Source organism: Mesorhizobium prunaredense, assembly GCF_900156895.1.
Classification (GTDB): Bacteria; Pseudomonadota; Alphaproteobacteria; order Rhizobiales; family Rhizobiaceae; genus Mesorhizobium; species Mesorhizobium prunaredense.
The window spans coordinates 46,739-67,537 of sequence record NZ_FTPD01000005.1 but is presented as its reverse complement, the minus strand read 5'-3'; the positions used below and the strand labels follow the sequence as shown (position 1 = coordinate 67,537).

Here is a 20,799-nt window from a genome sequence, read left to right as displayed (position 1 = left end):
CCAGCACCCTCGAGGAGACAAAAGTCATGGATTCCCAAGGGATGGCTCAGATGTCCTCCGTCGATTCTCTTGCAGCGAGTTTATTGTCGGCGACATTGATGTTCGATCGGGCGTCGTTGCTGGCGCTCGAGGCTTTAGCTGCCGAATCCGACCGTCGGGTCCTGAGACGCGGTGAGGTTCTGGTTCGCGAAGGCGATGCGTCGGACAGGTTTTTCATCGTGCTGTCTGGACGCTTTACGGTACACAAAGGAGATTCGACTGGCTCCGTCGCCGAGATCGCACAGGGTGAACTCATCGGTGAAATCGGTTTCTTCGCGGGATTACCCCGCACAGCCACTGTCCTTGCAGCGCGCGATTCAATCGTCCTTGAAATCGGTCGCAATCATTTCGAGAAGGCGGCCGAGACATTGCCGAGCCTGAGAGAGGCGGTCACGGTATTTCTGGCGCGCCGGTTTGCCACCCAATCTCCGAGTTCGTCGCGTCTCAAGAAACCTGCCAAGATCCGAACGCTTGCGATCATTGCAGCCGGCGGAAGTCGCATCTCACCGGTGCTCATCCAGCACCTGCGGCAAGCGTTCGACGCGGCCACGCGCGCTCGGTTCGTTTCCCGGCTTGACATCCAAGCGAAGTTCCCAGGTCTTCCGATTGACGACCAGCCGATCCTTAACTGGTTGAACGAACTGGAGGCGGAAGCCCAATTCATAGTCTATGTTGCCGATGAGGAACCTACTGAATGGACCCAAATCTGCATTCGCCAGGCCGATACCGTCCTGTTGCTGGCCAACGCGTCCTGCTCGCCTCGCCTGAACCCGTCTGAGGAACTGACGCTATCGGTCCATCCGCCATCGACCAGTCGGCTTGTCCTAATTCACGACAGTCGCTCGGCTGCGGTCTCCGGTACCTCTGCATGGCTCGATGAGCGACCCTATGTTGACCAGCATCATCATGTTGCGCTGGACGACGGGTCTGATTTCCAGCGCCTGGTCCGATTTATTTCGGGCAAGGCACTGGGCTTCGTGGCGGCAGGGGGTGGGTCCCTCGGCAGCGCTCATTTAGGCGTCTACAAGGCTTTCGTCGAGGCGGGCGCTTGCTTCGACTATCTCGGCGGGACAAGTTCCGGAGCGGCGATGATGGCCGGCTTCGCAAGAGGCTTGGATGCCGAGCAGATCGACCGAGGTACCCACAACATATTTATCAAGAGCCGGGCGTTTCGCCGTCCCACCTTGCCGCATTTCGCGCTTCTGGATCACAAAGCGTTTGATCGGGCCCTTCGGCTGGAATACGGCGACGTTCTGATCGAGGATCTTTGGCTTCCGTTCTTTGCGCTTTCGACCAATCTGAGCAGCCGTCAGCCCCATGTCCACCGTCGTGGAAAGCTCTGGCACGCCGTTCGGGCGTCCGGCTCCATCCCGGGTGTCCTGCCGCCGTTCTTTACAGATGACGGCGATATGCTGGTGGACGGCGCTATCATGAACAATTTGCCGCTGGAGCAGATGAAGGAGCTCAAGACCGGACCCAATGTCATCGTTACCTTCGGGTCGAGTGCACCGCAGAAATACGACATAGACTATGACCGCATCCCCGGAGCTTCCGAACTGGCATTGACCATGCTGAATCCTTTCGGTCGTGCCCGGTTGCCTCGGGTTCCCAGCATGCTTCAGGTCATTGCCTCGAGCATGCTGGCACACCGGCCGCAGGACATTGCCGTCGGCGAAGAGGATATCTTGGTCTGTCCGGAGGTTTCCAACACGATCAGCTTCATGGATTGGAGTCGGCATTCCGGGTTGTTTTTGGATGCCTACGACCGCACGACCCGATGGATCGAGGAACATCTCCGCCAGAACGACTCAGGGCTCCGAGCGGTGCTCGGCACCGCGCACGATTAACATGGCTTATAGTCCAGACCCTTAGCGACGGCGGCGACGAGCCCCTCCGCTGCCGAAGTAAACGCCGAAAAAGTATGGCCGAGGTTAGCTCTAGCAAGGTCGTTGCGAGAGTCGAACAACTGAATTTCAAATCGACCGGCCAGTCCACGCGGCTGAGGGTCGTTTGCCCTGAGACGGTTCAGACCAGGAGGAAGCTATGGGAATACCGTGCTGATCACCGGCACCGGAGGAGGTCTGGGCCGTGTCGCGGCACAGACCTTTGCGCGAGAAGGCGCAAAGGTTGTCGGGTGCGACATCAAGGTTGATACCAACAACGAGACGGTCCAGCTCGTACGTCGCGCCGGCGGTGAGCTCAACCGGTGAACGCAAGCAGACTATTCGCCTGACATTTCGGTGTCTGCTCACGCTAGCGCGAAACACTATCGGCTTGTGGCGACGTCATTCCCTATCAAGCCATGCTATCGGCCTACCCCGCCGCCAAAGCCGTCACTTCACGGCGGAACGGCAGCGCATCACCGGTATCGGCTTCGTCCAGTTCGCGCGCGAAGCGGTGTCCGGCATAGGTCGCCCAGGCGATCGGACCTGGCGCCTCGGCATCGCCTATGACCTTGATCGAGCGAATGCCATTGTCGGCCCATTCGTCGCGCCGCGCTTTCAGGTTGCGCCAGACCTGGTCGTCCTGTTGGCGCGACGTGACCAGCACCACGGCGTCGGCGGCAATGTCGCGTTCGGCACCGGTGTAGGCGCAGGCGGTGGCAACGCCTCCCGGCACGACGCGCGTCACGGTCCGGTTCAGCACGATCTCGACGCCGAGCTCGGCCAGCCGGCGATGGATGGCGCCTTGCTCCAGCGTGTTGCGGGTCCAGTCGGACACATAGGCGGACGGCGTCACCAGCGTCACCGTCGCGCCCCGGCGCGCCATAAGCTCTGCCAGAACGCCACCCATGTAATAGTGGTCGTCGTCGAACAACACGACGTTGCCGGTCGGTACATTTCCGCCCATCAGGTTGTCCGGGGTATAGAGCGGCATGGCCGGATCCACCGGCATCGGCACGACATGCGCACGCGCCACGCCGTCATGGCGCCATGTCGAGCCGGTGGCAATGGCGATGTTCTGAAACCCGAAGGCCAGGATATCTTCGGCGGACAATCGGCTTTCGAAATAGACGTCGACATTGGACATCTGGCTGATCTGATACTGGCGATAGTCGCGTACGCGACCCCAGGCGGAGAGACCAGGCAAGCGGCACTCGCGCGCCACGCGGCCGCCGAGCTCGGTGCCGGCCTCGGCGATCGCCACCTGGTAGCCGCGCAGGCCGAGTGCGCGGGCGGCCTCAAGCCCGGCGGGACCGGCGCCGACGATCAGCACGCTGTCGCTGTCGCCCTTGGCCTGCATCCGCTCCGGATGCCAACCCTTGCGCCACTCCTCCATGAATGTCGGGTTCTGCGTGCAGCGCGAGATCGACATGGTCATGTCGCCGGTGATGCAGATGTTGCAGCCGATGCATTCGCGAATGTCCTCGATCCGTCCCTCCTCCACCTTCTTCGGCAGGAACGGATCGGCGATCGATGGACGGGCGCAGCCGATGAAATCGAGCGTGCCGGACTTGATCATCCTGACCATGACATCCGGCGAGGTGAAGCGACCGACGCCGACGACCGGCTTCGAGGTCAGCTTCTTGATGCCGGATACCAGACCCTCCTGAGCGGCCTCCTCCTTGAACCGCGACGGCCCGGAGCAGTCCTCCCAGGCGCCATGCGCTAGATCCCAGAGGTCGGGCAGGTCGGCATGCATCTCGATCATGTCGCGCACTTCGGAATTGGCTAAGCCCAGCTCGCCGATCATCTCGTCCAGCGACAGCCGCAGCGTCAGGCCGCAAGTGTCGCCGATGGCGTCCCTGCCCTCCTCAATCAGCTCTCGCATCAGCCGCGAGCGGTTTTCCAGCGAGCCGCCATATTCGTCGCTGCGCTGGTTGGTGGCGGTCGACAGGAAGTGCTGGATGATGCCGAAGCCATGCGCGCCGTAGAGACAGACCAGGTCGAAACCCGCCAGCTTGGCGCGTTTGAAGGCATTGCGATGCCAGCGGCGCAGGTCGCGTATATCCTGCTTGTCCATGGCGCGTGCCTGCACCGGGTCATTGGTGAAGGTGCGGATGGGCAAGGCCGACGGTCCGCGCGGCACTTCCTTGGTGTAGAGGTTCGGGCCGTTGATACCGGAATAGGCCAGCTGGATGCCAGCCAGCGCGCCATGCTGGTGCATGGCCTTGGCCATCCTGGCGAGCGCCGGGATATCGGCGTCGTCCCACAGCCTGAGCTCGATGAAGGGCGTGATCTCCGAGGTGTGGTGCATCTCGGTCTGCTCGGTGAAGATGACACCCCAGCCGCCTTCCGACTTGATGCGGCGCATCTCGGCCGCGGCGGACGGATCGCGATAGCCGCCGCCATTGCAGTGCGGCACCTGGTAGAAGCGGTTCTTGGCGGTCACCGGACCGATCTTCACAGGCTCGAACAGAATGTCGTAGCGTGGATCACGCATGGTGCTTCCTTCCTGCCAGCGTCGCATCGCGGCATGCGCGGTGATGGTTTCAAACTTTGACGCAAGCCGGTCTGCCCGGTGGGCAGATGCCGTGAACCTACTCATAGGTTGCGGCGCGTGCCGGAAAACTACAGATTTCTTCTGTGCCGATTAGGACGCGCCTAATCAGCCCCGCCGCCTGGATTAGCATCCGGTGAATCCCGGCTGAGCCAAATGCGACTTCAGCGCCGCTCCCACGCGATGCTAGATAGCGCGCACGGCCAATGAGACATACAACGCATGGACAGCATCCGAATCCTTGAAAAGCTGATCGCATTCCCGACGGTGAGCCGCGTTTCGAACCTCGACCTCATCGGCTACGTGACGGAGTTGCTGGCGGCACAGGGCATTGCATGCCAGATCATCCGCAGCGCGGACGGCTATAAGGCGAACCTTTTCGCCACCATCGGGCCGGCCGACGCTCCCGGCGTCATGCTGTCCGGCCATACCGATGTCGTCCCCATCGACGGCCAGGACTGGACGCTGCCGCCTTTCGAGATGAGCGCGCGCGACGGCAAGCTTTACGGCCGCGGCGCGGCCGACATGAAGGGTTTCGTGGCCTGCGCGCTTGCCGCGTGCCTCAAGGCCTCGAAAATGAGCTTGCAAATGCCCTTGCATCTGGCGCTTTCCTACGACGAAGAGGTCGGCTGCATCGGCGTGCACAGCCTGATCGACATGCTGCAGGTTGCGCCGCACCGGCCATTGCTGTGCATCGTCGGCGAGCCGACCAGCATGCAGGTTGCGACCGGCCACAAGGGCAAGCTTGCGGCGCGCGCCATCTGCAGTGGACGGGAAGGCCATTCGGCGCTGGCCCCCTTGGCACTCAATGCTATTCATCTGGGCTGCGACTTCGTCTCCGCACTGCGCCAAGAACAGGATCGGCTAGCGCGCGATGGCGTACGCGACGGCGACTACGACATTCCCTACACGACCGTCCACGTTGGCAAGATGAATGCCGGCGTGGCGCTCAACATCGTGCCGAACCTCTGCCAGCTCGACTTCGAGATCCGCAATGTCGCGGCCGACAATCCCGACCAAATCCTCGATGGGTTGCGCGCGGCGGCAGCGCGCATTGCCGCTGCGGCTTCAACGATCGCGCCAGAGGCGGCCATCGACATCGATATCACCAACACCTATCCAGGGCTGGACACGCCGGCGAACTCGCAGGCCGTAGCCTTCGTCAAATCGTTGACCGGCGCCAACGATACTATCAAGGTTGCCTTCGGCACCGAAGGCGGATTGTTCAGCCGCGACCTCGGCACGCCGACCATCGTGTGCGGACCGGGCTCGATGGCGCAAGGGCACAGACCGGACGAATTCGTCAGCGTCGAACAGATGCGCCGCTGCGACGACATGCTGGACAATCTGCTGCGGCTGCTTGCCAGTCACCGGCTTCAGACTGCCTGATAGGTCGTCGCGGGATCTCTTCGTTTTGACGCAATTCCTGTGGGAAAACCGTTCCACACTTTTCCTGGAATTGCTCTATTCCACGACCCGCCCGCTGCCGAACACGCCCTGTTCGACGACGAAACGGCGGCAATGATCGATGAATGCCTGCACTGTCTGGGTGCGGTGCTCGGCGTTGGGCAATGCAACCCCCATGGTCAGAGGCCGCAAATCCCCCTCCAGAGGCACGAAGACCAGCGGCTTGCCGTCTGGCGCCAGCGTGTTGAGCGGCCGCATGTTGGCGATGCCATAGCCGAAGCCGTTCGCAACCATCGAACGCATTACCGCGATGTCGCCGGTGCGCTCGGCAATGTTCGGCCGGATCCCCCGCGAATGAAAGGCCGAGAGGAAATATTCGCGGCTATATGGCAGGTCGAGCAGCACCATCGGCTCGTCGGCCAGCTCTTCCGTCGTGATGGAAGCCTTGCCGGCGAAGCGGTGCCCCTGTGGCAGCATGACATAGGCCGGCACCAGCATCAGCGATTCGAACGTCGTGTCCTGCGACAGTTCTAGATCGTAGGTCAGCGCCGCGTCGATTTCGCCCCGTTGCAACATTTCGAGCAGCTGACCCTGGTTGCGTTCGAACTGCCTGAACCGCACCTCGGGATAGGCGCGCTCGAACTTCATGCGCAGGGTCGGCATGACGATCTGCGCGAAGGTCAGCAGGCATCCGACCGCCAGCGGCCCACGCACCTTCTCGGCGATGTCGCCGGCAATATCGTGCAGAGCGTCGGCGTCGGCTAGCAGCCTGGCGGCCTCCTTGAGGAAAACGCGCCCGCCGGCCGTGAGCGACAGGCCATGCGAATGCTTGCGCACAAAAAGCTGGACGCCGAATTCGGCCTCGAGCTGCGCGATGGACGCCGAGATCGAAGGCGGCGAAACATTGACCTGCTCGGCCGCCTTGGTAATGGAGCCGGCTTCGCCGACGGCGACGAAATATTCCAGTTGTCTCAGCGTGAAGCGTAACGGCATGGGCGGCTATGTTGCCGGTTTGGGCGCTGCGATCAAGCGCCCGCACTGCCTCAGTACTTGATCCATGTCGTTTTCAGCGCGGTGTACTTGTCGAGCGAGTGCAGAGACAGGTCGCGGCCGAAGCCGGATTGCTTGATCCCGCCGAACGGCGTCATCGGGCTCAGCGCATCGACCGTATTGACAGAAACCGTGCCGGCGCGGAGCCGGCCGGCAACGTGGTGCGCGCGCGAAAGACTGTCGGTCCACAGCGATGCGGCCAGTCCATACGGGCTGTCATTGGCAATGCGGATAGCCTCCTCTTCGTCGTCGAAGGCTATGACCGAAAGCACCGGTCCGAATATCTCGTCGCGGGCAATCGGGTCGTCATGGGCAACATTGTCGAAGATGGTGGGCTGTATGAAGCTGCCGCGACCGTTGATCGTGACCCGATCGCCGCCGGCAACCAAGCGCGCGGTCTTCTTGCCGGCCTCGACGAACCGCATGACGTTGGCGGCGTGGCGGGCATCGACCATGGCGCCCATTTTCGAGGCCGGGTCGAGCGGATCGCCAGGCTGGGTGGCCGCAGCGCGCTCCGTCAGCTTCTCCAGAAGCGCATCCTTGATGCCGCGTTGCACGAGCAGGCGCGAATTGGCCGAACAGACCTCGCCTGGTTAAAGAAGATCCCGAACGCCGCCATGTCGGCTGCCGCATCGAGATCGCCGCAATCGGCGAAGACAAGATTGGGGCTTTTGCCACCTGTTTCGAGCCAGACCTGCTTCATGTTCGACTGGCCCGAATACTGCAGGAACATCTTGCCGACCGAGGTCGATCCGGTGAAGGCAAGGCAATCCACATCCATGTGGCGGCCGAGCGCCTGGCCGGCCGTCTCGCCAAGGCCAGGCACGACATTGAGCACACCGGCGGGCAGGCCCGCCTCCATGGCAAGTTCCGCCAGCCGGAGGGCCGAGAAAGGCGACTGCTCGGCGGGCTTCAGCACTACCGAATTGCCCGCCGCCAGCGCGGGCGCACATTTCCAGGTCGCCATGTCGAGCGGAAAATTCCACGGCACCACGGCGCCGATGACGCCGAGCGGCTCGCGCCGCACCAGCACCAGATCGCTCCCGCCGGTCGGCGCCACTTCGTCGTAGATCTTGTCGATGGCCTCGCCATACCACTGGAAGATCGCCGCAGAACCCGGGACATCGACAGTCGCCGCATCCGTGACAAGCTTGCCCATGTCGAGCGACTCGAGCAGGGCAAGCTCCTGCAGGTTTTCGCGCAGCAGCCGCGCCAGCCGCAGCAGCACCTCTTTGCGGTGCGCCGGGCTCGTGAGTGACCAGACACCGACCTCGAAACTGCGGCGCGCCGCGGCAACGGCGAGATCGACATCTTCCTCGCCGCAGGACGCCACCTCGGCCAGCGTTTCGCCGGTGGCCGGATTGATGCTGGCGAAGGTTCGGCCCGAACGCGCCGCGACGGTCTTGCCGTCGATGAACGCCTTGTCGCGAAGACGGATCGCGGATGCCTTGCTGATCCAGTCCTTGTGACTGAGTTCGCTCATGCGGATGCCTTCCCTGTGTGCCGGCTACTCGTCGCCCGGCACGCCGTAGCTCGGCGCGTCGGACGGATTGATCGCGCGGGTCACATAGGCATCGAGCTGCGGCTTGTAGATTTCCCACAGGCTTGCCAATTGCTCAATCGGGCAGTCGTCTGTCCAGTCGCAGCGCAGGTCCGCAACGGGCCATGCGACTTCGCGCACCAGCTTCATTCCAGCGGAGTGGACCGGGCCCGCCTCGCCACCCGCTTTCAGCGCGGCGCGCATGGTCGCGATCAGGCGGTCGCCGAGATGCCCTTCAGAGGCGAGGAAGGCCTCGACCATCGCTTGCGGCACGCCATCATGGGCCAGCATGTTGCCGCCGCAGGCGACATTGTCCGCACGCGCCTCCGCCCAGATGCCAAGCGCCTTGGGTCCGGAATGGATAGCCGTGGTCCCGGCGGCATCGACAGCCAGCACCTGACGGTAGTCGCTATAGGCGCCGGTGCGCTTCAGGATGGCGACCGCCTCGGCGGCCGAGGCACCGCGCGCCAGCAGTTCTAGCCCCTTCGTGCCGAGTGTCGGATCGGTGACGTTCTGGCTGGCAATGGCGCCGACGCCCGCCTGCGCATAGGCACAACGCGCGGCCACCGCAGGCGACGAGGATGACACCGCGACCCCGAACATGCCGGTGCGGCTGCAGCGCGCGACAATGGAAAATGTCATGACTTTCAATCTGGGATCACGGCGGTGCCGTCGATCTCGACCAGCCAGTCCGGCCGCGCCAGGGCGTGCACCACGAGGCCGGTCGAAACGGGATGCACGCCTTTGATGTAGTCGCCCATGGTGCGGTAGACCGCCTCGCGATGGCGCACGTCGGTGATGTAGACGACCACCTTGACCAGATGCTCCATGGTGCCGCCGCACTCCTCGATGAGCTGCTTGATGTTCTGCATCACCTTGTGCGTCTGCTCGGCCGGATCGTGGCTGTCGATATTCTTGGCGGTGTCGAGATCCTGAGGACACTGGCCACGCAGATAGACCGTCCGGCCACCCCGCGTGACGACCGCCTGACACAGATCATTGTCGAGCTTCTGTTCGGGATAGGTGTCCTTCGAGTTGAACTTGCGGATTCTTGTATGCGCCATCCTGGTCTCCATCAGATCGGGCTCGTGGTCGAAACATCGTCGCGCATGGCGCCAGGCTGCCGCCAGCCTGCGCTATGCCGCCTGAGTCTGGCGTTTCGCGGACGCATGATAGGTCAGGTATTTGCGCTGCGTGGAAATATGGTCCGCCAGATGCTTGGCATCGTGCCAGACGCCCCAGATGAAGCTGGAGCCTCGCCTTGACTGCCACGGCAGGCCCAGGAAATAGATCCCGGGCTCGCTCGAAACACCGCGCTGGTGCTTCGGCTTGCCCTTTTCGCCGAACACATCGACCTTCAACCAGCTGTAATCGAAGCTGAACCCCGTCGCCCATATGATCGAAGCTACTCCAGCCTTGGCGAGGTTCAGGTCGAGAATTGGATCGGTCACGCATTGCGGGTCCGGCTCGATCTTGCGGGCATTGGGCTCTTCGGGGAGATCGAGGCCGTTGCGGGCGACATAGGCATCGGCCTCGTCGAGCAGCGACATGTAGTTGGCATCACCGCGGGCGATGTTCCGGCCGAGATCGGGTGCGAAATTCATGACGCCGTCCTTGTAGACTTCCGTCCGGCCGACGAGCTTCATCCCTTGCGCGGCAAGGCGCCGGAAGTCGATCGTCTGGCCGCCGCGCGCGCCGCTCACCGCGATCGTGACATGTTCGGTATCAGGCGCCGGCGCCTGGGCGTCCCATTTGCCGAGAACCCCCAGCCACCAGCAGAAGTCGCGCTCGCGATAGGCGCGTGGCGGACGGTCATGCGGCCCGACCGAGAGGTAGACGGTCCTTCCGGCGCGCACGAGCTCGTCCGCGATCTGCACGCCCGACGATCCCGACCCGACCACCAGGACCGCGCCCTTGGGCAGCCGGTCGGGATTGCGATAGGCGCTGGAATGGATCTGCATGAGCCCTGCATCGCTAGGTACGATGCTCGGCATGACGGGGTGCTGGAAGGCCCCGGTAGCGGCGACCACGTTGGCGGCCTCGATGACGCCCTCCGAGGTTTCGACCCGGAAACCGGGGCAACCGACAAGCCTCTGCACTTTCTCAACATCCACACCGGTACGGATGGGCGCGGAGATCATGTCCGCGTAGGCGACGAAGTAGTCGGCAACGTCCTCCTTGGAGACAAAGGCATCGGGGTCGGTATCGGGAAACTCCATGCCCGGAAAACGATCGTGCCAGGCAGGGCCGTTGGCAGCCAGGGAGTCCCATCTTTCCGAGCGCCAGCGTTCGGCGATGCGGTTCCGTTCAAGAACGAGATGCGGCACGTCGCTCTTGCTCAGATGTTCGCTCATGGCCACCCCCGCCTGGCCGGCACCAACAACGAGCGTGTTTATTTTTTCGACTGACATTTCAGCGCCTTTTTCAGCTCCCCCGAGAATTTCTGCGGATGCGAGGAGGTCAGATCGCTGGTGTACTGGAGGGACCGGATAGCGAAAATTACGATTTCACGTGGCACTGGTTAGCTTGTCCCTAAATGCCCGGGACATGAGCCAAGGACATGGAACGCGGCTCGCAGTATCCCGGATCATCGCGGTCGGGAGTGACGGGAATGCCATTCGAGCCAGACACCGAATTGACCGTTCTGACGTCTTGAGACCGAGTCGACGCGAGATTAGGACAATATCGCCTTGGCCGCTTTTTCGCCGATCATCATGGACGGCGCATTGGTGTTGCCGCCAATCAGCGTCGGCATGATCGAGGCGTCCGCCACCCGCAGATTGTCGAAGCCGCGCACCTTGAGGCCAGCGGGATCGACCACCGCCATGGTATCGTTACCCATCTTGGCCGTGCCAACCGGGTGATAGACGGTCAGTGCTTCGGCGCGCAGATAGGCGAGGATCTCGTCGTCGGTGACGACATCGGGTCCCGGCAGGATTTCCGGTCCGCGAATATCGGCAAAGACTGGCGAAGCCAGGATCGAGCGCGCCAGCTTGATGCCTTCGCCAAGGGTCAGAGCATCCTGCTCATCGCTGAAGAAGCGGTGATCAATCAGCACGTTGCGGCGGGTGCCGTCACACTCAAGCGTGACTTCGCCGACGCTTCCGGGCCTCAGCACGCAGGTGTGCACGGCATAGCCGTGGCCATATTCGACGAGCCGGCCGCGATGGCTGCGATAGCCCGGAACAAAGTGGAATTGGACATCGGGAATATCGCCGGCATATTTCGTCTTGGCGAAGCCGCCGGCCTCGACGTAGTTGGTCGTCAGCATGCCCTTGCGCCGGACGAAATACTGAAAGGGCGCCACCACCATCGCCGGCAGATTGGCGAGCGACAGGCCGAGCGTCCTGGTGCTCTTCGACCGCACGGTGATCATGCCGTCGACATGGTCACGCAGGTTCTTGCCGACGCCCGGCACGTTCATGACCGGCTCTATCCCCGCCGCCTTCAGCTCGTCGGCCGAGCCGATACCGGAAGCAAGCAGGATGCGCGGCGATCCGATCGCGCCCGCGCTGAGCACAACTTCGGCGCGGCAAGACAGCCTTTGGGCTGCTCCGTCCCTAATCACATTGACGCCGGTGACGCGCCCGCTTTCGATTGCCAGGTCAAGCACCTCGACGCCTGACAGGACCTGAAGGTTCGGGCGGCTAAGAACCGGACGAATGAAGGCTGCATAGGCCGAGAAGCGCTCGCCCTTGTCCTGGGTGACATTGTAGATGCCGAGGCCGAGTTGGCCATCGGCGTTGAAGTCGCGGTTTTCAGGCAGGCCGATGTTCCGGCCCGCCTCTACCCACAGGCTGGATACGACGTTGGGGTCACGCGGATTGTCGACCAGCAATTCGCCGTCGAAGCCGTGATAGGCCGGGTTCTGCGACAGGAGATTCCGCTCCAGCCTCTTGAAGACCGGCAAGACGTCTGCATAGGACCACCCGGCGCAGCCAAGTGCCGCCCACTCATCGTAGTCCTGCGCAGCGCCACGGATATAGACCATGGAATTGATCGAACTCGACCCGCCGAGAAGCTTGCCTCGGTTGACCGGAATGCGACGGTTGTTGAGCAGCGGCTGCGGCACGCCCTTGTAGCCGTAATCGAAAGTCGGATTGCCGTAGAGCGAGAGAATGCCGGCCGGCACGCGCACCCTTGTACGGTCGTCGCTGCCGCCGGCTTCGATCAGGCAGACGCGGTTAGCGGAGTTAGCGCTCAGCCTGTTGGCCAGGACACAACCGGCCGAGCCCGCGCCGATGACGATATAGTCGAATTCCGCCGCCTCGATGCTCATGCCATGCCTGTTTCGTGATCCACCCCGAAGACCGCCGATATTGCCTAGTGCTCGTCGTCTTCGTCGTTCTTCAAGAGCTCGAGGATTTCCCGCTTCATGGCGATGAAGTTGGGCTCCATGACCAGATCCATGCTGCGCGGGCGCGAGAAGCCGACGCGGATTTCCTTCTTGATCTGGCCGGGCCGGCCCGACATGACGAGCACCCGGTCCGCCAGCAGGATCGCCTCGTCAATGTCGTGGGTGACGAACAGGACGGTTTTCTTGGAATGGTCCCAGATCCTGAGCAAAAGCTTCTGCATTGAGTGGCGGGTCTGGCTGTCGAGCGCACCGAAGGGTTCGTCCATCAGCAGCACCTGCGGATCGTTGGCAAGCGCACGCGCAATCGCCACGCGCTGCTTCATGCCGCCCGACAGCTGCGAGGGATAATGGTTGGCGAATTTCGCCAGGCCGACCTCATGGAGAAAATGCTCGACGATGGCCCGGCGCTCGGCCGTCGACATGCCTTTCCGCTTCGGGCCATATTCGACGTTCTGCGCGACCGTCAGCCAGGGGAACAGCGTATAGGCCTGAAACACCATGCCGCGATCTGGACCCGGCTCGGTAACCTGCTTGCCGCCAACAGAGATCATGCCGCCGGTGCGCTCCTCGAGGCCGGCAATGAGATAGAGCAGGCTCGATTTGCCGCAGCCGGATGGGCCGACGATCACGCAGAACTCATTGGGCACGACATGGAACGAGATGCCGTCCAGCGCCAGCACGGCGTTGTCGCCCGTGCCGTAACGCAGGGCCACATTGTCAACGCCGATGTCGGAGCTCTTTGGTTTCGTCGTGAGAGTAAGGGTGTCCATGTCAGCGACCTCCTCAATTGGCCCAGGGAGCGACGAGGCGGCGGATGCCCCGGAACAATTGGTCGGTGCACAGACCAAGGATACCGATCATGGCGATGGCCATGAAGATGACGTCGACCTGGAAGCCGCGCATGGCCTTGAGCGAGATGTAGCCAAGCCCGCTGCGCGCGGCGACGAGTTCGGCGACGACGAGATAGGTCCAGGCCCAGCCCATGGTGACGCGCAGCACGTCGAGCACGTTCGGAAGCGTGGCCGGAAAGACGATGTGGAAGACCGTGTCGCCGCGTTTCGTGCCGAGCGTATAGGCTGCGTTGACGAGGTCACGCTGAACGCCGCGCGCGCTGTCGGCGATCATCACGAGCTGCTGGAAGAAGATGCCGAAGATGATGACGGCCACGCGCTGCTCGATGCCAATCCCGATCCACAGGATGAAAAGCGGCACGAAGGAGGTCACCGGCAGATAGCGGATGAAATTGACGAGCGGGTCGAGCGCGGCCTGGACGATGCGGTAGGTGCCCATCGTCAATCCGAGCGGCACTGCCACGATGCTCGAAATGACGAAACCGATCAACACCACCTGGACGCTGGCCAGGACGTGCTCCCACAACGACCCGTCAAGCGCCATCCTGATGGTGGTGGACAATACGGATTCAGGGCGCGGCAGGAACATTTCCTTGACCGCTCCGGAATAGGTCAAGGCGAACCAGCCACCGATGACCGCGACCCAGACCAGGACGCTGAGCGTGATGGAGAGAGGGCGCGACACGGCCTGAAAAGGCGTGGCGACAGCTTTCCAGGCGGATCGACCGGGCTGATTTTTATCCACGCTCGTGGTCACGATATGGCTGATGGGAGACGTTGCATTCGGTGCCAGTGTCACAGGGAAACCCTTTGGGCTGGATAGACCGCAGGCGTTAGGCTCGGCCTGCGGTCCAGCGAACTCACTTTGCGAGGCCAGATCACTTTGTCAGGAAGGACGGATCGACGAGGTCGTCGTATTTGATGTCCATCTTGAGCTTGCCGAAGCCGCCCCAGACATCGCCGCCGAGCTTGATCAGCTTGCCGGCTTCACCACTCTCGCCACCAGCGAAGAATTGCGCATTGCGCTCCTTGCCGTAGAAGTTCACGCCCGCGGCGGAGGAGGCGAAGTCCTTCGGATCCTTGAGCCAGCCGCCGACGCCCTTGGCCATCACTTCATAAGCCTTCGCAGGATTTTCCTTGATGAACTCGTTGGCCTTGTAGAGGCCCTTCACTAGCGCCTCGACATCCCCGGGGTTCTTCGTGATGTAGTCGCAGTTCAGCGCCACCACATCGACGATCAAGCCGGGCGTCTTCGAGGAATCGATCAGCACCTGTCCCTTGTTTTCCTTCTTGGCCAGCGTCAGATGCGGTTCCCAGGTGACGGCGACAGGAATGCGGTCGGCCATGAAGGCGGCGGCGGCATCATCCGCCGTCATGTTGGTGACCTTCACGTCGGCCTGAGTGAGACCAGCCTGCTTGAGCAGTATGTTGAACCAGAACTGCGACACTGAACCCTCGTTCAGCCCGACCTCCATGCCCTTGAGGTCGGCGACGCTCTTGATCCCGCTCGGCGCCAGGACACCGTCGCCGCCATGGCTGTCATCCAGGGCATAGACCGATTTGAAGCAGACATCCTTCGAGCGGTACTTCATGATTTCGTCGATGGTCGAGGCGCTGCCGTCGAGTTCGCCGGCGGCGACGGCCGCCATGTACATCGATGCTTCCTCGATGACTTCGAGCGAGACATCGAGGCCGCCTTCCTTGAAGTAGCCCATGTCACGCGCAAGGAAGAGCGGGCCGTAACCGACCCAGGTCGTCATGCCCAGCTTCAAGCTGCCGGCTTCGGCGTGGAGGCTCACCGAAAGGGCACTGAGGGCAATGCCGGCCGCAAGCGCGGCACGGCGAAACTTCGAGATTATTGTCGTCATCACGTTCCCCTGTCTTTTTCTGAGGTCAGGCGCTGTCCGCGCCAAAACAACCCGCTTCGGACGCATCGCCGAAGGCTGCCGCCTGACGTTCTTTTTGTTCTCTTTCAGCCGGCGGATGGAGCAAAGCACGCTGTGTGCGATGCACAAATAATGATTTTCGATAATTCTGCTTAGGCTGTGCCTAACCAAGCCCGGGCGCTGCCGCGTCTGTGCCACCCACAGACTGACTTCGAAGTCCATATCGATCTTGGCGGTCACATGCCTCCCGTCGGACTGACGAGGAGCAATCACATTCGCGGCACACAGACGATGACCTACATGGATCGAGATCCCGACCGGTTCTCCTTGAACCTGCTCCCGCGCCCACCCGCAGCGCTTTTGCCCCTGCCGTGAAGGGTACTTTCAAAAAGAATTCCATTGGAATTGGCTACCAGATCGGCAGAGATCAACTTAACTGACGAGTGCCTTCGAGCGATTTGAGGCTGTGATCGAGTTCAGAACCCGCCTAATTGCACGTCGTTGCCGCCGATTGCCGCACGCATCGTTGCAAGGCTTTCGAAACCAGGAGGCTTAAGCTACGTGTGACGGGTGCCATCAGCGAGACGGAGAAAATTGACGAACGGGCCCGAAACCATTTCATTCAAGAGTCAAAAACTTACCCAATAACGTTCGATTCAAACTCAAAGAATTAAGCGTAATCTACTGATTTGTAATAATTTGGTGGTGGTCCCAGTCTCTGGCGAACCAGTCTCTGTCCAATTTTCCCTAATAGGCGCCGAAAAACAGTGAATTTCGAGGTTTTTGAGGGCCTGGCCAAATTTTCCCTAAGAAATCGCTGCGCAGATTCAATGCTTTAGCGCCAAATTCCCTGTACGCACTAACAGGGAATTATTTAGCAGCTAGCAGGGAATTCCAAAGCGAAGCAGGCCGAGATGGCAAATCGCGGGCTGGCGGCGGCTCGCTAGCTCAGTTGTCGAGCGCACTGCAACAAGGCTGGCGCCAATTGGCATCCGGTTCGGCGCATAGCGTCAAACCAACGTTGCGAGGCCGGATAGAGACGACCATATGAGATCGTCTCCGAAGATATCCTTTGAGCCTTCCACCATCTGCTTGCCTCTAATGAGAAGCGCGGCAGGTCTGCCTCACCCAATCATTTCGTCCGGAATACACAATGCAGCGCACCTTAACCCGACAAGAATTGTATGACCTCGTTTGGTCGACACCCATTGCCACACCCGCTCAGCAATTCGACATTTCTGATCGAGGGTTGGCCAAGACTTGCGCGCGTTATCAGATACCCGTTCCTGGCCGCGGCTATTGAGCAAAGATCGAAGCGGGCCAATCTGCTCCAAAAACTCCGCTTTGGAAAATCGACAACCCGACGTTAGAAACCGTCCACATTGGTGCCTACAAACCAGCCGTGAACCCGTACATGGCCTTTGCGATCGAGGCCGCGGCCAGCACAGTGAAGACATCGAAGGAGGAGCGACAACCTCGGGCTGATCCTGAGAAGGAACCGGAACCTCGTACCCCAAAGGAACAGATCGTCTTCGAACCGGTGAGACATCCTCACAACTCGATCTCAGGTCTTGTGGCAACCCTGAGATCTGCGAGCCCGGACCAGTACGGTGAGATCTCGATTCCGGGTGTGAGGGTGTTCCGTGTCCCGGCTGACATCATTTCTCCATCACCTAGCTCTTGCTCTCGATCAACGAGACATCACGCTCAGCCACAGTGAGAAGGGAATAAAGACAGCCATTGGTCCCGACGATGTGCGACTTGAGATCGGCGAGGCCCGCAGGCGGGAGAAGCATACTCCGACGCCTGCTGAGAGCAAAAAGCACGACGGGCACGAGAGGCGGCGTGAAATAGCTCGCCGCCGCGGTCAATGGCTGTCCTATGAGAGCTTCTGGCCAGAATACGATTACATCTACTCGGGGAAACTCAGTCTCGAAATTCAGAATTGGGCAGATGGCGCTCGCAAGCGCTGGAGTGTAATCAGAGCTTGGAATCCATGCTTGAGCCGATGGCCGATGGCATTCTGTTCCCAACTAGCCTTCGATAAAACTCGCCGAGAGGAGCGGGAAGCGGAGGAACGGCGCCGCAAACACATGGCGCTCAGGCGGGAGCTGCAAAAAACGCCAGAACGCGAAGCGAACAGACTGAGCTTTCTGCGTCAACTGGCCGAGCACCAAAAGGAAGCACCCGATCTTCGCAGGACGATCGCCAAGGCTACTGAGTTTCTCTCTCAGGCGAGTTCTGAATATCTTCGCATGATCGCTTGGGCGGAACAGCGGTTGGCACATTTGGAAGCACAGAACCGGCTGGAGGTGCTGACGTCGAACCTGGGGAGCAAAACCTCTTCCCCAACCCAGATGACTTGTACGATCCTGAGGGTGATCCGCCGCCGCCAAGAAATTCTGGAGTGATTAGTAGACGTGGATGTTCGTGGATGAATCCTGCTGACTGGCGAAGCGCTCCAAGGGTGGCCAGTTCGCCCTGCATGCAAAAGCACTGCCCGGCAATCCCTATGACGGCCACACGCTGGCAAGCGTCATCCCATGGAAAAGACCATCGGCAACGAGATCGGCCGCATCCTCGCCGACGCCGGCTATCGCGGCCACAACGCACCGCAGAGCCACAAGTTCAGGATCTTCACCGCCGGCCAGAAGCGCCGCGTCACCCCAGCCATCAAGCGCCAGATGCGGCGGCGGTCAAGCCCGTCATCGGCCACATCAAGAGCGAACACAGAATGGGCCGCAACTACCTCGCCGGCCAGCAGGGCGACGCCCTCAACGCCATCCTGGCCGCCGCCGGCTCCAACTTCTCCCTCCTGCTCAGGTGGCTGAAGGATTTTTTGTCGCTCTTGATCGCCCTGCTTCAACTTCGGCCGAAGTCGGTCGCCACTTAGCGCCCGGATTGTTCACGGTCGACTAGTTCCGCGTTGAATTTGTCATCCGGCAATTGGTCTGCGCGCCTTCTCAAAGAATCGAGCAGGGCCACCACCGTTCACGTCAACCGAACGTTGAGGGAACTCCGAAAGGCCGATCTCGTCTCGTTCAAGGACGGCCATGTACAGGTGATCAACCGCAAGAAGCTGGTCGAAATAGTCGGATTCGACAACGAGTATCTCAGGTAACGGCTATCTCCTAGAGCGGCAACGCATGGGCCATTAGCAAATTCTCTGCTGGAAGACGACCCCTCGGCCGTCGCTGGAACAGTTCCAGCCAAATGTTTCCGGACGACTGGTCGTGCGCGGCCTGGCGGGGCAGTGATATTATCTCGACCACACGGTATCCGCATCCGGCTTGCGGTGAAGGACGGGCCGAACGAAACTCAACCTCGTTCGTGTTGAGCAATATGCAAAAAGGTCCGATCATCATGACCGACGGCGACACGGCCTATCGCGCGACGAGAGGGTGCTGCCGAATAAGTGCAGGTGCCTGACACACTGCGGCAGACCTGACCACGCCAATCTCCACCTTCAGGAATCCTCTATCGTTGCAATCGCCGCAGGCACTACCCGATCGTCGTTCGACTACCAGCGGCTTGAGATGGCTAAGCCGTGCCATCCCTGCGTCTTCAGGCAGATTGCCGCCCTGGGATTCTAGCTTGAGGTCGGTTTGCGGCGAAATTACCTAAAAAGCAATCTATGTTAGTGACTGCTAATAAATAAACTTTACACTGCCCAACCTGTTCTCGCCAAGGAGGGAGTAGGAACTGCAAGAGACTCAAACCGAGGGTATCGAGTGCGGTTGGCGCGTGGAGTGCTCTATTCGACGCGTGTACCTCAATCGCGCCGGAGCGAGAGGCAATGATGACAAGACAGTCCTTTGTAACAGTACTTGTCGGGCCGAGCGAGTTACTCCGAGAAGGCCTTAGTCGAATCCTGGATGCGGCAAAGTTTCGTGTCCTTTTCTCTGTGGCTTGTGTTCACGATCTTCTGCAGAAGCCGCTAGCCCAGCACCGGTCCATCTTGCTCATCATAGATGTCGGCGATACTGATGCGGATGCTGAATTCGCACAAATTGCAGAATTCAAAGCGATTTATCCGACCAGCCATGTCGTCGCGCTAGCCGATCACTGTCGATCGACCGATATAGTTTCAGCTTTTCGTGCGGGGGCAGACGGGTATTTGATAAAAGTCGCTGCTTACGACACCTTCATCAAAGCTCTCGAATTGGTTATGCTAGGGCAGACGGTGTTACCTGCCGAAACTTCAACGGCTATTCAAGAAATAAGGCAAGATCTGAAACCTGACGCGGTAGCTGATGAGTTAACAAAGGTGGTTGTTAACGTGGAGCATGAGGATCAAGAACTATCAATTTTGTCAAATCGGGAAAACTGTATTCTACGCCGCTTAATCGAAGGGGAGTCTAACAAAGCCATCGCGCGCGAGATCAACATTGCCGAAGCTACGGTGAAGGTACACGTCAAGGCCATCCTCCGAAAGATCCGGGTCCGCAACCGTACACAGGCTGCAGTTTGGGCGATGAACCATGGCATACTTACTCCCGCATCTGGCAATGCCTCGTCGGGGAGCGAAAAGATGGCAACTCAGCCGTCTCACAATATATCATCATTCGGGCTGGTGCATTCGCTTTTGCCAAAGCTTCGCTCTGATATGAGGCTCCGCTATCAAGAACCATACGCTCAAATCATCCCCCGGCGATGGTAGCGAGCGGTGGAGACGGCATCGCAGGGGCGCTGAGGTGGACCCCGCCAGTGTTGAGGGCTTTATCAAAGTGGGCAGTTGCGCCTAAAGTCGTGCCCTTTGCCAAAACTCCATGGCAAAGATTGACGCCAAACGGCTGCTAATAATACCAACGAGCTGTGATCATGACCGATGCGCCCATTCGCGGAGTCCGATGGACATGATCTTCCACGGCTGGTCGACGAGCTTGTTCCTTGCGGCGCAGCAATGGGTGACGATGTCGTCGTGGTCCTTGAAGATACGGTTGGAGAGCCGGTTGTCGCGCATGAACTGCCAGACGTTTTCGACTGGGTTCAGTTCCGGTGAGCGCGGCGGCAGGAACATCAGGGTGATGTTGTCAGGCACCTTCGGTTTCGGAGTCACATGCCATCCGGCCTGATCGAGGATGAGCACCGCATACGCGCCGTCGTCGACGCTCCAGCTGATCTCGGCGAGGTGCCCCCGCACGCCTCGGTATCGCAATAGGGCAGGACAAGGCCCGCGCCCTTTCCCTTCCGGGGGCAGATGGCCCCGCTGGTCGAACCAGTGGAGAA

Annotated in this window: 14 protein-coding genes and 3 pseudogenes; 6 read left to right on the top strand and 11 right to left on the bottom strand. The window is 60.7% G+C overall.

What is annotated here, in order from left to right:
• Positions 1-50 precede the first annotated feature (50 nt).
• Positions 51-1,886 carry a patatin-like phospholipase family protein gene (locus BQ8794_RS04405; RefSeq protein WP_167378628.1) on the top strand — a complete coding sequence of 612 codons (1,836 nt, stop codon included), beginning with the start codon at positions 51-53 and terminating at the stop codon, positions 1,884-1,886.
• A gap of 207 nt (positions 1,887-2,093) precedes the next feature.
• Complete coding sequence (locus BQ8794_RS04400) at positions 2,094-2,249, top strand: SDR family NAD(P)-dependent oxidoreductase (RefSeq protein WP_210189812.1); 156 nt, start codon at positions 2,094-2,096, stop codon at positions 2,247-2,249.
• Positions 2,250-2,352: 103 nt separating this feature from the next.
• On the opposite strand, the gene BQ8794_RS04395 is transcribed toward BQ8794_RS04400, so the two are convergent.
• A complete protein-coding gene (locus BQ8794_RS04395) occupies positions 2,353-4,422 on the bottom strand; it encodes an oxidoreductase (RefSeq protein ID WP_077374250.1) in 2,070 nt (689 codons plus the stop codon).
• A 279-nt stretch (positions 4,423-4,701) separates the two neighbouring features.
• Between BQ8794_RS04395 and argE the strand changes: the two genes are divergently transcribed.
• The gene (gene argE / locus BQ8794_RS04390) at positions 4,702-5,868 is read left to right on the top strand and encodes an acetylornithine deacetylase (protein ID WP_077373642.1); all 1,167 of its coding nucleotides are present in this window, start codon (positions 4,702-4,704) and stop codon (positions 5,866-5,868) included.
• A gap of 75 nt (positions 5,869-5,943) precedes the next feature.
• Here argE and BQ8794_RS04385 read toward each other — a convergent pair whose 3' ends face one another.
• From BQ8794_RS04385 to BQ8794_RS04345, 9 genes and pseudogenes are all read right to left on the bottom strand, one after another.
• On the bottom strand, positions 5,944-6,879 hold the full coding sequence (locus BQ8794_RS04385) for a LysR family transcriptional regulator (RefSeq protein ID WP_077373639.1): 936 nt from the start codon (positions 6,877-6,879) through the stop codon (positions 5,944-5,946).
• Between the two features lie 50 nt (positions 6,880-6,929).
• Positions 6,930-8,419: pseudogene (locus tag BQ8794_RS04380) on the bottom strand (aldehyde dehydrogenase).
• Between the two features lie 24 nt (positions 8,420-8,443).
• Positions 8,444-9,118, bottom strand: a complete 675-nt coding sequence (locus BQ8794_RS04375) for a DUF1028 domain-containing protein (protein WP_077373636.1) — start codon at positions 9,116-9,118, stop codon at positions 8,444-8,446.
• A gap of 5 nt (positions 9,119-9,123) precedes the next feature.
• Entirely contained in the window at positions 9,124-9,540 is a 417-nt protein-coding gene (locus tag BQ8794_RS04370) for a RidA family protein (protein WP_077374247.1), read from the bottom strand.
• Between the two features lie 72 nt (positions 9,541-9,612).
• The gene (locus BQ8794_RS04365; protein WP_077373633.1) at positions 9,613-10,887 is read right to left on the bottom strand and encodes a flavin-containing monooxygenase; all 1,275 of its coding nucleotides are present in this window, start codon (positions 10,885-10,887) and stop codon (positions 9,613-9,615) included.
• Between the two features lie 263 nt (positions 10,888-11,150).
• Positions 11,151-12,755 (bottom strand): GMC family oxidoreductase, encoded by a 1,605-nt coding sequence (locus BQ8794_RS04360; RefSeq protein ID WP_077373630.1) that lies wholly within the window; start codon positions 12,753-12,755, stop codon positions 11,151-11,153.
• Positions 12,756-12,799: 44 nt separating this feature from the next.
• Positions 12,800-13,603, bottom strand: a complete 804-nt coding sequence (locus tag BQ8794_RS04355; RefSeq protein ID WP_077373627.1) for an ABC transporter ATP-binding protein — start codon at positions 13,601-13,603, stop codon at positions 12,800-12,802.
• Positions 13,604-13,616: 13 nt separating this feature from the next.
• Positions 13,617-14,429 carry an ABC transporter permease gene (locus BQ8794_RS04350; RefSeq protein WP_244554852.1) on the bottom strand — a complete coding sequence of 271 codons (813 nt, stop codon included), beginning with the start codon at positions 14,427-14,429 and terminating at the stop codon, positions 13,617-13,619.
• Between the two features lie 133 nt (positions 14,430-14,562).
• Complete coding sequence (locus BQ8794_RS04345) at positions 14,563-15,552, bottom strand: ABC transporter substrate-binding protein (protein WP_077374244.1); 990 nt, start codon at positions 15,550-15,552, stop codon at positions 14,563-14,565.
• Between the two features lie 1,661 nt (positions 15,553-17,213).
• On the opposite strand from BQ8794_RS04345, the gene BQ8794_RS04340 reads away from it, so the two are divergent.
• The 3 genes and pseudogenes from BQ8794_RS04340 (at position 17,214) to BQ8794_RS04325 (ending at position 20,230) form a co-directional block, all read left to right on the top strand.
• Positions 17,214-17,981 carry a hypothetical protein gene (locus BQ8794_RS04340; protein WP_077373621.1) on the top strand — a complete coding sequence of 256 codons (768 nt, stop codon included), beginning with the start codon at positions 17,214-17,216 and terminating at the stop codon, positions 17,979-17,981.
• A gap of 46 nt (positions 17,982-18,027) precedes the next feature.
• A pseudogene (locus BQ8794_RS04335) lies at positions 18,028-18,463 on the top strand (IS5/IS1182 family transposase); the annotation flags it as partial.
• Positions 18,464-19,366: 903 nt separating this feature from the next.
• The gene (locus BQ8794_RS04325) at positions 19,367-20,230 is read left to right on the top strand and encodes a response regulator transcription factor (RefSeq protein ID WP_077373615.1); all 864 of its coding nucleotides are present in this window, start codon (positions 19,367-19,369) and stop codon (positions 20,228-20,230) included.
• A 159-nt stretch (positions 20,231-20,389) separates the two neighbouring features.
• Here BQ8794_RS04325 and BQ8794_RS36225 read toward each other — a convergent pair.
• Positions 20,390-20,778: pseudogene (locus tag BQ8794_RS36225) on the bottom strand (transposase); the annotation flags it as partial.
• Positions 20,779-20,799 lie beyond the last annotated feature (21 nt).

Bases quoted from the DNA above. Each gene is read 5' to 3' on its own strand.
- BQ8794_RS04405 (WP_167378628.1), top strand. From the start codon at position 51: ATGTCCTCCGTCGATTCTCTTGCAGCGAGTTTATTGTCGGCGACATTG.
- BQ8794_RS04395 (WP_077374250.1), bottom strand. From the start codon at position 4,422: ATGCGTGATCCACGCTACGACATTCTGTTCGAGCCTGTGAAGATCGGT.
- argE (WP_077373642.1), top strand. From the start codon at position 4,702: ATGGACAGCATCCGAATCCTTGAAAAGCTGATCGCATTCCCGACGGTG.
- BQ8794_RS04385 (WP_077373639.1), bottom strand. From the start codon at position 6,879: ATGCCGTTACGCTTCACGCTGAGACAACTGGAATATTTCGTCGCCGTC.
- BQ8794_RS04375 (WP_077373636.1), bottom strand. From the start codon at position 9,118: ATGACATTTTCCATTGTCGCGCGCTGCAGCCGCACCGGCATGTTCGGG.
- BQ8794_RS04370 (WP_077374247.1), bottom strand. From the start codon at position 9,540: ATGGCGCATACAAGAATCCGCAAGTTCAACTCGAAGGACACCTATCCC.
- BQ8794_RS04365 (WP_077373633.1), bottom strand. From the start codon at position 10,887: ATGTCAGTCGAAAAAATAAACACGCTCGTTGTTGGTGCCGGCCAGGCG.
- BQ8794_RS04360 (WP_077373630.1), bottom strand. From the start codon at position 12,755: ATGAGCATCGAGGCGGCGGAATTCGACTATATCGTCATCGGCGCGGGC.
- BQ8794_RS04355 (WP_077373627.1), bottom strand. From the start codon at position 13,603: ATGGACACCCTTACTCTCACGACGAAACCAAAGAGCTCCGACATCGGC.
- BQ8794_RS04345 (WP_077374244.1), bottom strand. From the start codon at position 15,552: ATGACGACAATAATCTCGAAGTTTCGCCGTGCCGCGCTTGCGGCCGGC.
- BQ8794_RS04325 (WP_077373615.1), top strand. From the start codon at position 19,367: ATGATGACAAGACAGTCCTTTGTAACAGTACTTGTCGGGCCGAGCGAG.